At 31.7% G+C, this 16,428-nt stretch carries 14 protein-coding genes; 9 read left to right on the forward strand and 5 right to left on the reverse strand.

Features of this window, described 5'->3' with window-relative positions:
• The first annotated feature begins 109 nt into the window (after positions 1-109).
• From AC1EUY_RS08970 to AC1EUY_RS09005, 8 genes are all read left to right on the forward strand, one after another.
• A complete protein-coding gene (locus tag AC1EUY_RS08970) occupies positions 110-1,537 on the forward strand; it encodes a tetratricopeptide repeat protein (protein ID WP_480195186.1) in 1,428 nt (475 codons plus the stop codon).
• An 87-nt stretch (positions 1,538-1,624) separates the two neighbouring features.
• Positions 1,625-2,548 carry a polyprenyl-phosphate transporter gene (locus AC1EUY_RS08975; RefSeq protein WP_480195187.1) on the forward strand — a complete coding sequence of 308 codons (924 nt, stop codon included), beginning with the start codon at positions 1,625-1,627 and terminating at the stop codon, positions 2,546-2,548.
• A 2-nt stretch (positions 2,549-2,550) separates the two neighbouring features.
• The gene (locus AC1EUY_RS08980; protein ID WP_480195188.1) at positions 2,551-3,573 is read left to right on the forward strand and encodes a DUF368 domain-containing protein; all 1,023 of its coding nucleotides are present in this window, start codon (positions 2,551-2,553) and stop codon (positions 3,571-3,573) included.
• Positions 3,545-4,303 (forward strand): shikimate dehydrogenase family protein, encoded by a 759-nt coding sequence (locus AC1EUY_RS08985; protein ID WP_480195189.1) that lies wholly within the window; start codon positions 3,545-3,547, stop codon positions 4,301-4,303. Before AC1EUY_RS08980 ends, AC1EUY_RS08985 begins: the two co-directional genes overlap by 29 nt.
• Before the next feature lie 36 nt (positions 4,304-4,339).
• Positions 4,340-5,593, forward strand: coding sequence for a methyltransferase domain-containing protein (locus AC1EUY_RS08990; protein WP_480195190.1), 1,254 nt, complete (start codon positions 4,340-4,342; stop codon positions 5,591-5,593).
• Positions 5,594-5,606: 13 nt separating this feature from the next.
• Entirely contained in the window at positions 5,607-6,401 is a 795-nt protein-coding gene (locus tag AC1EUY_RS08995; protein WP_480195191.1) for a sugar phosphate nucleotidyltransferase, read from the forward strand.
• A complete protein-coding gene (locus AC1EUY_RS09000) occupies positions 6,401-7,048 on the forward strand; it encodes a PIG-L deacetylase family protein (RefSeq protein ID WP_480195192.1) in 648 nt (215 codons plus the stop codon). Before AC1EUY_RS08995 ends, AC1EUY_RS09000 begins: the two co-directional genes overlap by 1 nt.
• Before the next feature lie 130 nt (positions 7,049-7,178).
• On the forward strand, positions 7,179-9,068 hold the full coding sequence (locus AC1EUY_RS09005) for a DUF349 domain-containing protein (RefSeq protein WP_480195193.1): 1,890 nt from the start codon (positions 7,179-7,181) through the stop codon (positions 9,066-9,068).
• 8 nt (positions 9,069-9,076) lie between these two features.
• On the opposite strand, the gene AC1EUY_RS09010 is transcribed toward AC1EUY_RS09005, so the two are convergent.
• Positions 9,077-10,084 (reverse strand): 3-oxoacyl-ACP synthase III family protein, encoded by a 1,008-nt coding sequence (locus AC1EUY_RS09010; RefSeq protein WP_480195194.1) that lies wholly within the window; start codon positions 10,082-10,084, stop codon positions 9,077-9,079.
• Positions 10,085-10,239: 155 nt separating this feature from the next.
• Between AC1EUY_RS09010 and htpG the strand changes: the two genes are divergently transcribed.
• The gene (htpG, locus tag AC1EUY_RS09015; RefSeq protein ID WP_480195195.1) at positions 10,240-12,171 is read left to right on the forward strand and encodes a molecular chaperone HtpG; all 1,932 of its coding nucleotides are present in this window, start codon (positions 10,240-10,242) and stop codon (positions 12,169-12,171) included.
• Between the two features lie 370 nt (positions 12,172-12,541).
• Here the strand turns inward: htpG and AC1EUY_RS09020 are convergent, their stop codons facing one another.
• From AC1EUY_RS09020 to gldF, 4 genes are all read right to left on the reverse strand, one after another.
• Positions 12,542-13,042: a DUF2911 domain-containing protein gene (locus AC1EUY_RS09020; protein ID WP_480195196.1), complete on the reverse strand. Its 501-nt coding sequence runs from the start codon at positions 13,040-13,042 to the stop codon at positions 12,542-12,544.
• A gap of 23 nt (positions 13,043-13,065) precedes the next feature.
• Positions 13,066-13,905, reverse strand: coding sequence for a DUF2911 domain-containing protein (locus tag AC1EUY_RS09025; RefSeq protein WP_480195197.1), 840 nt, complete (start codon positions 13,903-13,905; stop codon positions 13,066-13,068).
• 78 nt (positions 13,906-13,983) lie between these two features.
• Complete coding sequence (gene gldG, locus AC1EUY_RS09030; RefSeq protein ID WP_480195198.1) at positions 13,984-15,621, reverse strand: gliding motility-associated ABC transporter substrate-binding protein GldG; 1,638 nt, start codon at positions 15,619-15,621, stop codon at positions 13,984-13,986.
• Positions 15,618-16,331 carry a gliding motility-associated ABC transporter permease subunit GldF gene (gene gldF, locus AC1EUY_RS09035; protein ID WP_480195199.1) on the reverse strand — a complete coding sequence of 238 codons (714 nt, stop codon included), beginning with the start codon at positions 16,329-16,331 and terminating at the stop codon, positions 15,618-15,620. Before gldF ends, gldG begins: the two co-directional genes overlap by 4 nt.
• Between the last annotated feature and the right edge of the window lie 97 nt (positions 16,332-16,428).

Consider the following 16,428-nt stretch of genomic DNA (forward strand, 5'->3'; position numbering starts at 1 on the left):
CTTGTTTGGAATACAAAAGTAAACTATTTTTTGAAAAATAAGAGTAGAGTCTGGTGTTAATTAATTTGTTAAAAACATTTCAAGAACAAGGTTAAACAAAATAGGTCTTATGGTACTTTTATTAGGTAACCCAGAGCTACATTATATGTTTCAATTTCCTGACGCTAACAACAACTTACCTCTTATCAAATTCGAATCAATGCTAAAAACTAATAGTGTTTATTTTTTTGATTCTATTGAGTTTGAAGAGATCATTAATCACTATTTAAATTCTGGTAAAATATCATTGGCAAAAAAAGCTATTGATCTGGGTATGAAACAGCATCCAACATCAATTATTTTAAAGTTAGCTTTAGTAGAGGTGTATATTTTTGAAGAGAAATTTGATAAGGCTTATTCAATGCTTAATAAACTTGAAGAAATTGAGCCTTCTAACGATCAGATTCATCTCCATAAAGCTACAATTTTCTCAAAAAAAGACATGCATAAAGAAGCCATACAAGCGCTTAATAAAGCTTTGTTGTTTGCTGAAGACGAGGTAGATATCATATCTATGATTGGTATGGAATATCTTTATCTTGATGATTATGAAACGGCTAGATTGAATTTTGCGAAATGTTTAGATGTTGAGTTCGATGATTATTCATCACTATATAACATTATCTATTGTTATGATATGGAAGGAAAGCATCATGAAGCAGTCGATTATTTGCAAGATTATATAGATAAAGAACCCTATTGTGAAATTGCTTGGCATCAATTAGGACGTCAACATTATATCTTAGAAGAGTATAAAGAAGCATTAAAAGCCTTTGATTATTCTATTGTCATAGACGATCAATTTATAGGAGCTTATGTTGAAAAAGCCAAAACTTTAGAAGAACTAAAGCGGTATGAAGAAGCTATTGCTAATTATTTAGTATCAATAGAGTTAGAAGATGGAACTCCGTTTATCTATCTACGTTTGGGTATGTGTTATGAAAAAATATCAGATAAAAAACAAGCATTAAAATACTATAATCTTACGGTTAAAGAAGATCCGTTATTAGATAAAGGGTGGTTAGCTTTGACAAATTTATATATAAAACAGAAAAATTATCATAAGGCTTTATATTTTTCGAATAAAGCTTTGCAAATTGATAATGAAAATCCATTATATTGGGCAAATTTTGGAGAGATCAATCTCAAGCTTAATTTATTTGAAGAAGCCGCTAAAGCATTTCAGAAATGTATTGATTTAGAAGATTATAGGTTAGATGTTTTTGTAGCATTAATAGATATTTTATTTTATTTAGGAGAATTTCACGATGCTTTAGAAGCTTCGAAAAAAGGGAAAAATTTTTATAAAGATTTTGCTGAAATTGAATATCGTTTAAGCGGAATGTATTTTCATACTTTAGATGATAAAAACGGATTGAAATTCTTAAAGAACGCCTTAAATTTAGACTTTGAATATCATCAAATTATAAAAGAGTTATATCCTACAGTTTTTGATAAAGTAGAGGTAAAAGAACTCATTTCAACTTTCAATAAGTAATATCCTAAGATTAAATTTTAATACACATTTTTTGATATGGTGAGCCAACTATATTAATTATATTTGGTGGGCTAATTCAAATCGTTAATGAATCGTACTTTTTTAAATTATTTTATCATTTCCCTAAAGGGCTTAGCTATGGGGGCAGCAGATGTCGTGCCGGGAGTGTCAGGAGGAACTATCGCATTTATTTCTGGTATATACCAAGAGCTTATAGAATCGATTAATAAGATTAATTTTAAGACGTTTGCAATTTTTAAAGAAAAAGGCTTTAAAGAAGCATGGCAATCTATAAATGGTAATTTTCTTTTAGCACTATTGCTCGGTATTGGGGTAAGCATAGTGTCTTTATCAAAAGTAGTAAATTGGTTGATAGAAAATGAGCCCATACTTATTTGGTCTTTCTTTTTTGGATTGGTTTTAGCCAGTGTTATCTATATCGCTAAACAAATAAAAGGTTGGAATTTAGCGACAATTTCAGCTTTGATAATTGGTGCGGTAGCAGCGTACTATATTACTACGCTGCCACCACTTGTTTCTGGCAATTCATCTTCAATATTTTTGTTTTTATCTGGAGCACTTGCCATTTGTGCTATGATATTACCAGGTATTTCGGGTGGATTTATATTGTTATTGTTAGGAGCCTATAAACCAGCTCTTGATGCTATTGAAGATAAAGATTTTAAAACGATTTTACTTTTGGCGACTGGTGCTATAGTAGGATTACTTTCGTTTTCAAGACTACTAAAATGGTTGTTTACCAAGTATGAAAAACTCACTTTAGCTGTTTTAACAGGTTTTGTAGCGGGATCACTTAATAAAATATGGCCTTGGAAAACAGTCTTAGAATCTGAAATCATAAATGGTAAGTTAAAAATATTAAAAGATAAAAGTGTATCGCCTTTTAATTATGAAGGTGAGCATCAATTGTCACTTGCTATTATTTTAATGATTGTTGGGTTTGTTACAATATTATTATTAGAAAAATTAGCCGTAAAAAAGCCCATCTAAAAATGCCAGAAAAAACACGTACCCTTATTGATGCTATAGTACTCTTTCTTAAAGGAGTAATGATGGGCGCAGCAAATAAAGTACCAGGTGTTTCAGGAGGGATGGTAGCCTTTGTTGCAGGATTTTATGAAGAAATGATTTATTCGTTTCAGAAAGTAAACGCTAAAGCCTTTAAGTTGCTATTTAATGGAAGGTTTAAGAGTTTTTTTAGATATGTTAACGGACGATTTTTAGTTATTCTTTTCGCAGGTAGTGTCTTCAGTTATTTTAGCGTATCGTTACTGTTAGATTATCTTATTCATAATTATGAACTATTCGTATGGTCGGTATTTTTTGGGATGATCATAGGATCCATTTTTTATATAGCTAAAGGGTTTAATGATTGGCGATCAAAAAATATTATCGCAATTTTTATTGGTGCAGCGATTGGTATTGCAATAAGTTTTATGAGTCCTGCAAAAGAAAATGATAATTTATGGTTTGTTTTTCTTTGCGGAATTATCGGTGTCTCGGGTATGACCGTACCAGGATTGTCAGGTTCTTTTATTCTAATCCTTTTAGGAAACTATGTATTACTCTTAGTAGATGCGGTGAATATGTTATATCGAACCATCACAGATGTGTTTTCAGGAGACTTTTCTTTTCTTGATAATGATGAACGTATTCGATATCTTAAAATTATAGCTTCTTTTGGAGCGGGATCGGCTTTTGGTTTAGTAGTGACTTCACAAATTTTAGGATATGTGTTAAAACGTTATCATCAAATTGTTACAGCAGTTATTATTGGGTTTATTTCGGGTTCTTTGGGTATTGTATGGCCTTGGAAGAAAAAGATTTTTAAAACCGATATCGATGGATCATTTTTGTTAGATTTACAAGGGAATCAAATTTTAGAAAATTATAAACGTTATATACCAGATATGAGTATAATACAAAATTGGTATGCAGTTTTGTTTGTCATACTTGGAATAGGAATCATTTTATGGATAGATCGCTATGCAGGAAAAACGGGAAGACGTGTTTAAATTTGGATTAGTAGGTAAAAATATTTCTTATTCTTTTTCAAGACAGTATTTTTCTGATAAGTTTAAGAAATTGAATATAACTGAATATGAATATGTTAATTTTGATATAGATTCAATTGAGGAATTCCCGTTACTAATTTATAACAATGAAAGCCTCAAAGGCTTAAATATAACCATACCTTATAAAGAAGAAGTACTGCAATTTTTAGATAAAATTGACAGTGACGCGCAAAAAATTGGAGCTGTAAATACGATTAAGGTATTGCCAAATAGAAAGCTAAAAGGATATAATACAGATGCGTATGGTTTCGAAAACTCATTAAAACCTTTTCTTAAAAAGCATCATCAAAAAGCACTTATTTTAGGAACAGGAGGAGCTTCAAAAGCAATTAAGTTTACACTTGATAAATTAGGTGTTTACTCGAAATTCGTTTCTCGAAACCCTAAAGAAACAGATATACTTTCGTATGGAAGTTTATCGAAGAAACGATTAGAAGATTATCATATTATTATTAATTGCACGCCTTTAGGTACTTTTCCAGATGTTACTAAATATCCTGCTATAGATTTTGAGTTTTTAACAGAAAAGCATTTGTTGTTTGATTTAATTTATAACCCATCTAAATCAACATTTTTAGAAAAAGGAGAGGCAAAAGGAGCTACTATAGTTAATGGGTTACGAATGTTAGAATTACAAGCAGAAGAAGCTTGGAGAATTTGGAGAATATAATATAAATGTTAAATTTACACGCCCAATTAAATCCCTATGAATCAGAAAATCGAGAAAAATCTGCACTGCAGATTTTGTTCATCTGAGCTGAGAACTTCGTTTGTTGATCTTGGTTCTACTCCGTTATGCCAAAAACATATAACGCAGAAAGAGTTTCATTCTTCAGAGAAAAACTACCCTTTGCATGCTTATGTATGCGAGAACTGCTGGTTAGTTCAATTAATAGATTATGAAATACCTGAAGCTATATTTTCAGATGATTATGCATATTATTCGTCATATTCAGATAGTTGGTTAGATCATGTAAAGAGTTATACAAACATGATGATTAAAAGGTTTGATTACAATGATGATACTTTAGTTTCTGAAATGGCGAGTAATGATGGATATTTACTTCAATACTTTTTGAAAAAGGATATTCCTGTTCTCGGTATAGAGCCAGCTGGTAAAGTTGCAGATGTAGCTATAAGTAAAGGTATCAAAACAGAAAAAGTTTTTTTTGGAGTTGAAACAGCAAAAAAACTAGCAGCCAAATACGGGAAAACAGATTTATTAATTGGAAACAATGTTTTAGCGCATGTTCCTGATATTAATGATTTTGTGGGGGGTATGAAAATTTTCTTAAAAGATCAAGGTGTTATAACTATAGAATTTCCACATCTCCAGAATCTTATAGAACTAAATCAGTTTGATACTATCTATCACGAACATTTCTCATATTTATCTTTTACTGCCGTAAATACCATATTTTCTCATCATAAATTAGAAATTTTTGATGTAGAAGAACTCCCAACGCATGGAGGTTCACTTAGAATTTATGTAAAACATAATAAAGATACTACTAAAGCAGTGAATTTATCTGTTAGAAATCTTTTACAAAGAGAAATTGATTTAGGATATACTTCTAAAAATATATATGCTGAGTTTAGTGAAAAAGTAAAAGAAACTAAAAGAGCATTACTTGAATTTTTAATAGAAGTAAAAAGAGAAGGTAAAGTCATAGTGGGCTATGGCGCACCTGGCAAAGGTAATACACTCTTAAATTACTGTGGTATAAAAACTGATTTTATTGATTATACCGTAGATAGAAACCCTAACAAACAAAATGCATATTTACCAGGTTCTAGAATACCAATATATGACCCTGAAATGATTGCAGAGACAAAGCCTGATTATATTCTTATTTTACCATGGAATTTAAAACAGGAAATCATGCAACAACTTTCATATGTCAATGAGTGGGATTGTAAATTTGTTATTCCTATCCCTAGAGTTGAAGTACTAAATTAATTATTTAATTATTATGAAAGTAATATTATTTTGTGGAGGGAAGGGAACAAGATTAAGAGATTTTTCTGATGTAGTACCAAAACCAATGGCAACTATTGGATATAGACCAATTTTGTGGCAAATTATGAAGTATTATGCGCATTTTGGGCATAAAGAATTTATATTGGCACTCGGCTACAAAGCAGATGTGATAAAAGATTATTTTATTAATTATAATGAAACTATTACGAATGATTTTGTATATTCTAAAGGAGGTAAAAAGTTAGAATTATTAAATTCTGATATTGAAGACTGGAAAATAACATTTGTTGATACTGGCTTGCATTCTAATATTGGAAAACGTTTTATGAAGGTCAAAGAATTTGTAAAAGATGATGAAATGTTTCTAGCTAATTATGCAGATGGTCTTACCGATATGCACTTACCATCGATGATTAATCATTTTATAGAGCAAGAAGATAAAGTGGCTAGTTTAATGGCCTACAAGCCTATAGAAAGCTTTCACACCATTTCAGCTCTAGAGAATGGACAGATAACCGCAATGGAACCAATGTCACAATCTTCTCTGTGGTTAAATGCAGGTTATTTTATTTTTAGAAAAGAGATATTTGATTATATCGAGTATGGAGAGGAGCTCGTACAAGAACCCTTTCATAGGCTTATAGATCAAGACAAATTAACATCTTATAAATTTGATGGCTTTTGGAGACCAATGGATACTTTTAAAGATAAAATGATATTAGATGATATGATGGATAAAGGAAATGCAGTATGGGAAGTTTGGAATCAAAATGGTAGCATAAAATAATGTTAGAATTAAGCCTCGATAATAATAAAGCACTTAACATACTACTGTTAGGTGCGCATTGTGACGATATAGAAATTGGTTGCGGAGGAGCTATCTTAAAGATGATAGAAAAATATCAGATTGATAAGATTAAATGGGTGGTATTTGCGTCTAATGAAGTCAGAAAAAAAGAAGCTATTAAATGCGCAAAAAAATTCTTAAATGAGATACAGCAAAAAGAGATAACAGTATTAGATTACAAAGACGCTTTTTTAGAATCTTCTAAATTCGAAATTAAAGAATATTTTGAATCAATAAAGACTAGTTTTAATCCTGATATAATATTCACGCATTATCGAAATGATCGTCATCAAGACCATAGATTGATTTCAGATCTTACCTGGAATACTTTCCGAAATCATTTTATTTTAGAATATGAAATTCCAAAATATGATGGTGATTTTGGTCAACCAAATTTTTTCGTAAAACTTTCAGAAAAAGAAGCGAGCAAAAAAGTAGATTTAATTATAGATTCCTATATAAGTCAATTAGATAAGCATTGGTTTGACAAAGAAACTTTTTTATCATTATTGAGGTTGCGAGCTATAGAAAGTGCTAATAGCTCAAAATATTCTGAAGGTTTTTATGTGAGAAAAGCGATTCTTTAATTCTTCAATTTTTATCGCAACCTTTTACCCATTTTTACATCTATACTATAGGTTTGGTTTTGTGATTTGCCAAGCTATTAGTATCTTTCGAGACCTTTAGTTTTAAAAGAGGAACCTTAAACATTTTGATATGTTAGATAATATTGATGAGAATAAAAATATTGAAGAAGTACAAGAAGAAAAGACTTCTAAAGTACGTGAAGAATTAGTATCAAAGACTACAGAGAAAAAGACTGAAGAGCCTGAAGCAGACGATTTGGTAAATGCAGGTGAGGCTCAAGATGTTGAAGAGCTTAAAGAACCAGAAAAAAAAACAGATTATTCAAGTTTTGATCTTGAATCTCTAGTAAATGAATTTCAAAAGTTATTAAAAAAAGATACTGTTCATCAGATAAAGAATGAAGTAGAAGTTATTAAAACTAATTTTAATCAAAAGTTTGGAGCGCTTTTACAAGAAAAAAAGAAAGCTTTTATTGATGCAGGTGGTAATGAAATTGATTTCCATTATAATTTTCCTCTAAAATCACGATACAATGATCTTCTTTTCGAGTATAAAGTCAAAAGAGATCGATACTACAAAGAACAACAAGAACTACAAAAAAATAATTTAGAGAAGCGATTGGCACTTATAGAAGAAGTGAAATTGCTTATAGATAATGCCGAGCCGTCAACAATGTATAAGCAATTTAGAGAATTGCAAGATCAGTGGCGTACTATAGGTAAAATTCCTCACACAAAATATAACGATGTTTGGCGTACGTATCATCATCATGTAGAACGTTTTTATGATCTTTTACATTTAAGTAATGATTTTAGAGATTTAGATTTTAAACATAATCTAGAAGAAAAACAAAAATTAATAGTTAGAGCAGAAGCCTTAGTTAATGAGCCAGATATAAATAAAGCTTTTAAAGAGTTGCAGATGTTGCACCGCATGTGGAAAGAAGATGTTGGTCCCGTAGCTCGAGAACAAAGAGAAGAGGTGTGGGAAAAATTTAGTGAGGCTACTAAAAAAATTCATGATAGAAGACATGAAGCTCATAAAGAATTAGAATCAAAATATGTTGAAAATTTAGAGAAAAAGCTTGCTGTAATTGAAGATATTAAAAAATTAAAAGCAGACAGTACCGATTCTCATTCTGATTGGCAAAAGAAGATTAGAACTCTAGAAACTTTGCGTCAAGAGTTCTTTAAGATAGGTCGTGTACCGCGTTCTAAGAGTAATCATACTTGGGCTGCTTTTAAAGAAGCTACTAGAGAATTCAATAGAGAAAAAAACACCTTTTATAAGGGCGTAAAAAAAGTTCAGCAAGAAAATTTAAATAAGAAAATGGAGCTTGTTAATAAAGCCGAATCTTTAAAAGATAGTGAAGATTGGGATACTACTACTCCTGTTATGAAGCAGATTCAATTAGATTGGAAAACAATAGGTCATGTGCCCAAAAAATATTCTGATGAAATTTGGAAACGTTTTAAAGATGCTTGTAATCATTATTTTAATAGATTGCACGGTGTACAAGATGAAGCAAACAAAGGGCAAATAGAAGTTTTTAATAAAAAGAAAGACTTATTAGAAAATTTAAAAAGCCAGGCCGATAAAAATGAAGCATTAACACTAGATGTAGTACAATCGTATGTTGATGATTGGAAAAAGTTAGGTCAGGTGCCATATGATATGCGCCATATTGAGTCGAAATTTAACAAAGTTTTAGATAAACTTTACGGAAAATTAGACATGGATAAAACAGAGATTGCCATGCTAAAATTTAAAACGATAGTTGACCAGTACCAAGTCAATAATGATGTGCGAAAATTAGAAGCAGAGCAATTGTTTGTAAGAAAGAAAATTGATGAAGTTACTCGTGAAATTCAGCAATTGGAAAATAATATCAGTTTTATTTCTAACGCAGGTGATGATAATCCGTTAGTGAAAGGTGTACGACAAAATATTGCATCCTATGAAGACGATCTCACTATATGGAAGTCAAAATTAGAATATTTAACAAAGTTAGAGTATTAGATTTCTTTTTACCAACGTATAACAACGCTGCCCCAAGTAAAACCACTACCAAAAGCAGCCAGAATAACGAGGTCATTATCTTTTATTTTTCCAGCTTCCCAAGCTTCAGTTAAAGCAATTATAATAGAAGCAGCGGTCGTATTTCCATACTTTTGAATGTTGTTAAAAACTTTACTGTCTTCTAACTGAAATTTTCGTTGGATAAATTGTGCAATTCTTAGATTCGCTTGATGTGGAATTAACATGTCAATATCTTCTTTCTGAAGATTATTTGCAGTTAAACCTTCAACGATTGCCTCAGAAAAACGTACCACAGCATGTTTAAATACAAACTGCCCGTTCATATATGGAAAGTACGATGTATCATTCGGATCATTTTCTGCCAAAATTTCGGGTACCCAACGCCCAGTAGCTGGCCCTTCTAACGAAAGTTCTTTAGCATGCTTTCCTTCAGAATGTAAATGTGAAGATAATATACCTTTATTTTTTTCTTCAGTTCTTGTTAAAACTGCAGCACCAGCACCATCCCCAAAAATTACGGTAACACCACGACCACGGGTAGAACGTTCTAATCCGCCAGAGTGATTTTCAGAACCTATTACCAATACATTTTTATACATTCCGGTTTTAACAAACTGATCGGCAACCGATAATCCATAGATAAATCCAGAACATTGGTTGCGAATATCTAAAGCACCTATCGTAGGCATGTCTAGCATATCTTGCACACGTACACCGCCTCCAGGGAAATACATATCTGGGCTCAATGTGGCAAATACTATAAAATCTATATCATCTTTTGTTAAACCAGCTCTTTCAATAGCTATGGTTGCAGCTTTAGCTCCCATTGATGAAGTTGTATCATCAGTTTTTGGATCTATCCATCGACGCTCTTTAATACCAGTTCGTTCTTGAATCCATTCATCACTGGTCTCCATCCATTGCTTAAGATCATTATTTTTGACCACGTTTTCAGGCACATAATACCCAAGGCCTATAATTTTAGAATTATACATATAAAATTATTTGTGTCTTAATTACGATTTCAAATATATAAATTTATTATGCATCGAATAATAAAAAAATGGCTGTCATCTTGTCATTATTATTGTTTTGGTATTTTTTTTGACTAAATAATTTTAAGAATCAATAAAAACTAAAAATATATATCATGGCAAAAGGAACTATTAATGTTTCAGTCGAAAACATATTTCCATTAATTAAAAAATTCTTGTATTCTGATCATGAAATCTTCTTACGTGAATTAATTTCGAATGCAACAGATGCTACACTTAAACTTAAGCATTTGACCTCAGTAGGTGATTCGAAAACTGAGTATGGAGAACCTAAAATTGAAGTAAAGATTGATAAAGAAGGTAAGAAATTACATATTATCGATCAAGGTTTGGGTATGAGTGAAGAAGAAGTGAAAAAGTATATTAATGAAGTTGCTTTTTCTGGTGCCGAAGAGTTTCTAGATAAATACAAAGACTCTGCTAAAGATGCTGGTATTATTGGTCATTTTGGTCTAGGTTTTTATTCAGCATTTATGGTGGCCGATAAAGTTGAGATTATAACCAAGTCTCATGTGGCTGAAGAACCAGCTGTACATTGGACATGTGATGGCTCACCAGAATTTACACTAGAAAAAGCCAATAAAGAAGATCGAGGAACGGAGATCATCTTAAATATTGCTGAAGATTCTACTGAATTTTTAGAAGAATCTAGAATACGTGAATTGTTGACAAAGTATAACAAATTTATGCCGATACCAATTAAGTTTGGTACCAAAGAGGTAAACGATCCCGATCATACGCCAAAAACAATAAAAGATAAAGATGGCAAAGAAACTACAGAACCTCAAAAGAAGATCACGGTAGATGATATTATCAATAATCCAAACCCAGCTTGGACGAAGCAACCAAAGGATCTAAAAGATGAAGATTACAAATCATTCTATCGAGAACTGTATCCTATGCAATTCGAAGAACCGTTGTTTAATATTCATTTAAATGTAGATTATCCTTTTAACCTTACGGGAATCTTATATTTCCCTAAGATGACAAATAATTTAGATATTCAAAAAGATAGAATTCAATTATATCAAAATCAGGTATTCGTAACAGATAATGTAGAAGGTATTGTGCCCGATTTCTTACAGATGTTACGTGGTGTGATCGATTCGCCAGACATTCCATTAAATGTTTCTAGAAGCTATTTGCAAGCTGATGGAGCAGTAAAGAAGATATCGTCGTACATCACAAAAAAAGTTGGAGATAAGTTACAATCATTATTCAAAAAAGATCGTGAAGAATTTGAAAAGAAATGGAACGATATCAAGATCGTAATCGAATATGGTATGCTTTCAGAAGAGAAGTTTTATGAAAAGGCTCAGAAGTTTGCATTATATCCAACAGTAGATAATTCATATCTTACATTCGAAGAGTTAGTTGAAAAAATAAAACCAGCTCAGACTGATAAAGATAAGAATATTGTGGTGCTGTACGCTAGTAATAAAGAAGAACAACACAGTTACATACAAGCAGCCAAAGATAAAGGTTATGAAGTACTGTTATTAGATTCACCTATTGTTTCGCATTTAATACAGAAAATTGAAGGCGAACATTCAGAATTATCAGATAAAAAACAACCGATTAAGTTTGTGCGTGTTGATTCTGACTATATTGAAAATTTAGTTAAGAAAGATGAAGAACAAATCTCTAAGTTATCTGATGATGAGAAGAATAAATTAAAAGAGATTGTAGAAGGTATTGTGCCTAAAGAAAAATATACAGTTCAGCTAGAAGCGTTAGATTCTAATTCGAATCCGTTTATTATCACGCAGCCAGAGTTTATGCGTAGAATGAAAGAAATGCAACAAACTGGCGGTGGAGGCTTTATGGGGATGGGCGGCTTTCCAGAGATGTATAATCTTGTTGTGAATACCAATAATGATTTGATGCAGAAGATTTTAAAAGCAAAGGCTAAAAAAGAGGAATACGTAAATCAAGCGTTAGATTTAGCGAAATTGTCACAAAATTTATTACAAGGTGAAGATCTAACTAATTTTATTAAACGTAGTTATGACCTCATGAAGCAATAGCGCTTATTGCTTTTAGATAAATCTTATCAATTAAAATAAGGAGGTCGTCTAAAAAGTAATTTTTAGGCGATTTTCTTTTTGGTTAAATTTGATTCTGTATCATATAGCTACATTTGTGAGTAATGGAGCTGTTATTTTTTTATTCGGATATAAAATTTAAGGCTATTTGTTACAAAACAAATATCTTAGAAACATGAAGAACGATTTTATAACGTAGCGTTACAAGAACAAGCAGCAGTACGATTAAGGTCTTAAAAACTGCTTTTATGTTCATTCTTAAAGTAGTTAACAATTGCTTTAAAAATTTGCAAAAAAAAGACTGCCTTTTCAGACAGCCTCTTCTTTATTCTTTCAAAAAGAAGATAGATTTTTAATTAGGTGTTGTAACGGGTATTGTTAGTTTCGCTTTTTCCCAGTTAAAAATTATCGCATTTTTACCAACGGCGTATTCTAGAGATTCTTGATTCTCTTTAGTAAATTCTGGTTTCACTTTAACACGAACAGCGTCATCAGATTCTTTATATGAGTATGCGCCCCAAGCATCATTCTTTGTATTAAAAATGGCAATCCATTCTCCTTCTTCATTGGGTATGATGAAAAAACCATACTTTCCTGCCTTTAAAGAGGTGTCTCCAATTGTAACGGTATTATCAAAAGTAACGGTTGTATTTTCATTTGCACCCGCTCTCCAAACTTTACCATATTTTTCTAAACCTCCCCATACGGTTCTTCCTTTTACACTTGGTGAACCATAATCTATAGATACGTTTACACCGTTTATAGTTCCGGTAGCTTGTTTTCTTGGACTCTTTTGTGCACAAGCGATACTTGTTACCAAAAGAAAACTTAAAATTAAACTTAGTTTTTTCATATATTAAAATTTAGAATTTGTTTTTATTTAGACCATTCTGCAATGGAAGCTTCATTCATTTTTACATAATTCTGATTGCCTGCTTTTTTAGCTACTTCTAGAGAAGTTTTTGCTGCAGCAATAGCTTCTTTTACCTTGCCCATTTTAGCTAATATTAATGATTTTTCACGCATCATCCAGAAAGCTTCAGGACGCATTTTTGTTGCTTTATCTACCCAAGTTAAGGCTTGATTCAAATCTTTACCAGAGTCTTTGTAATATTTAGCTGCACCAAAATAATCATTTGCAGATGGGCCAGCCATAATTTTTTTGATACTAGCTGTAGCTTTACTATCAGTTGGCACATTAAATGGTACACCTACATATACATCTTCCCAAAGTAAACCTAGCGTGGCACCATCATCTTTAAGATCATCAAAAGTAATCGTAAAAGTTTCGATTGGCATTGGCATTTTTTGTACTGGTACTTTTACGGTTAAAGCAACTAAAGCATCACTCCATTTTCTTGGAGTTCCCCAGTTATTAGCATCTTTATAAAAATATACCTCCCACATTTCTGGATTAGGTTTTGTATATAGTGCATAGGTTCCTTTTTGAATAGTGTCACCATTGATAGTAATATCATCACCAAAAGTTATTTTAGTGTTAGCATTAGCGCCAGTTCTCCAAACTTTATCATATGATTCTAATCCGCCGAATATTTTACGACCTTTCATAGAAGGACGAGAATATTCAACACTTACGTCTGTAAGACCAACTTTTTGTTCTAATTTAGAAGAAGGACTCGGTGCGGGAGTTTCAACCTGTGCACTTACCGAGAGAGCAGCAAATACGAATGCTACTAATAAAGTAATTTTTTTCATTTGTGAATTATTTAGGTTTTCAATTTTGTCTTTCAAAGATACTAAAAATTACACCCTTGATTTGGCTTTAACGTTTCTTTAACGATATTTTCGTCGTCTTAAAAATGTAAAAATAAACCCAAATATTGCTAACAAAGCGAGCGGTAAAACTACATTAATAGTTTGCCAATAAGAACGTTCGTTATAGGCCTTTTGTTTGTCTAAAAACTGTAATTGAATAGTCTTTGAACGAAGATTAATAAGACCTGAATCATCTAAGAGGTAATTCACGGTGTTTAGTAAAAATGTAGCATTACCATTTCTAAGGTTAGTCCATTTGTCTAGTCCTAATTCTAAGGGTTGTCCTTGATGAACTTGGTTTGCAATTAGATCTCCATCAGCGATTATCGCCATTTTAGTAAATGTACCCTTATCTTTTTGCAAATCTGAAGTAAATGGTTTTACACGACTTGCGTAAGCCGATTTAAATTCACCTTCTAGTAATACTCCTAAAATTTGATCACCATTATTATAATCTTTTGGTTGTGGTTTTTTAGAAATTTCTTCTAAAGAAATTATAAATGGCGTGCCAATAGGTTTTGAAAGCTTTGAGCTTTGTAGCAATATAGTTTTTTTAATATCATTTTTAAGCGTGTCTATAGAATTGCCAAAGCGCACATTTACAGGATCTGTATTCTGCGTAATTGGGTGATTGTTTTTAGAGGTAATCATCGGGTAATATTGCCATAGAAAATCTTCATATTGCGTTCTATTGCCAACTTGACCAGAAGCCAATCGTATAGTAGCGCTATACATGTCTTTAACGATATCATAATTTAAACGAACACCATAACTAAATAGTAAATCGGTGAGGTCAAGGTCTCTATTAAAAGCTAGTGACTGCCCCGTTTGCATTAAGCTATCTAATTCAGCATGTACATTATCAATAAGCCATAATGATTTACCACCATTCATTACAAATTGATCTAGCGTAAATTTTTCACTTTCAGAGAATTTTTCTGTAGGCTTAGCAATAATGGCTAAATCATAATTGGTTAATTTTTCAAGTGTGTTTTGCGGATTTTCACTTACAGAATCTAACGTAAAAGGAGCAAGCCTATAATAGGTTCCTAACGTTCTTAAAAAACTGGCTAAATAAATATCTTCAAGCTCTCCATTTCCTTTTAAAATGGCAATAGTTTGCTTTTTATCTGAAGAAACTTTATGCATAGCATCTGCAAAAGCATACTCTAAATTTTGAATAGATCCTTGTAATTGCTGTTCTTGAGAGCTCGCTGATTGGCTTGCTAAAAGTGATACGTGTTCTGTTTTATTATTGTACGCTACGGTGGCCCAAGGAAAAATAACAGCTTCAGATACTTTACCTTCTTCTTGAACGGATAGGCGACTGGGTTGTAATCCTTGTTGTGTAAGTTCTTCAGCTTGATCTAAAGGATCAATAAATCTAAACTTAATGTTTTTATTGATAGCACTTAATTCTTCAAGATGTTGACGTGTTTCTGTCTGTAATCGTTTAAACTCAGACGGAAAATCGCCTTGAAGATATACTTTTATGATTGCTGGTTTATCAATATTTGCAAGAATATTTTCAGTGGTTTCAGATATAGTGTAGCGCTTATCATTTGTTAAGTCAAAACGCTTATAGAATTTGTTTGCTACTACATTTAGTAACACTAGTCCGACAAGTAAAACAATGGCTTTTGAGTATTTTTTCATTCTTGTTCTAATTTTAGTTTTGTTAAGAATAAAAAGAATACGGTAATACTTATAAAATAAAACAGATCACGGGTATTTAGTACACCTCTAGATATACTATTAAAATGTTCTTGCATGCCAAATTTTTCGATTCCGTTTAAAACATTCATGTCAGCTAAAGCGGCAAAACCATAATACATAAAAAATGATATACCAACAGCTAAAATAAAAGCTACGATTTGGTTATTAGATAATGTAGAAGTGAACAAACCAATGGCTGTATAGGCAGCAGCTAAAAATAGTAATCCAATGTAGGAACCTAAGGTACTACCTACATCTAAATTACCGATAGGATTTCCTAATGAATGAATACTATATGCATAGATTAGTGTTGGTAGTAATGCCAAAATAATTAAAACCAGCGCACCAAAAAATTTTCCGAGTACTATTTGCCAATCTGTTACGGGTTTTGTCTTCAAAATTTCGATGGTACCTAATCGAAATTCATCAGAAAAACTACGCATAGTAACAGCAGGTATTAAAAACAAAAAGAACCACGGAACTATAAAGAAAAAGCCGTTTAAATCTGCAAAACCAGCATTTAAAATATTAAAATCACCTTTAAATACCCATAAGAAAAGTCCGTTTATGAGTAGAAATACTGCAATCACCAGATAGCCTATAGGTGATGCAAAAAATGAATTGAGTTCTTTCTTTAAGATTGCTAACACAGTTACATTATTTATTATTTTCACTAATCACTAATCACTAATCACTAATCACTAATCACTAATCACTAATCACTAATCACTAATCACTAATCACTAA

Source organism: Maritimimonas sp. 2210JD6-3 (assembly GCF_056591795.1).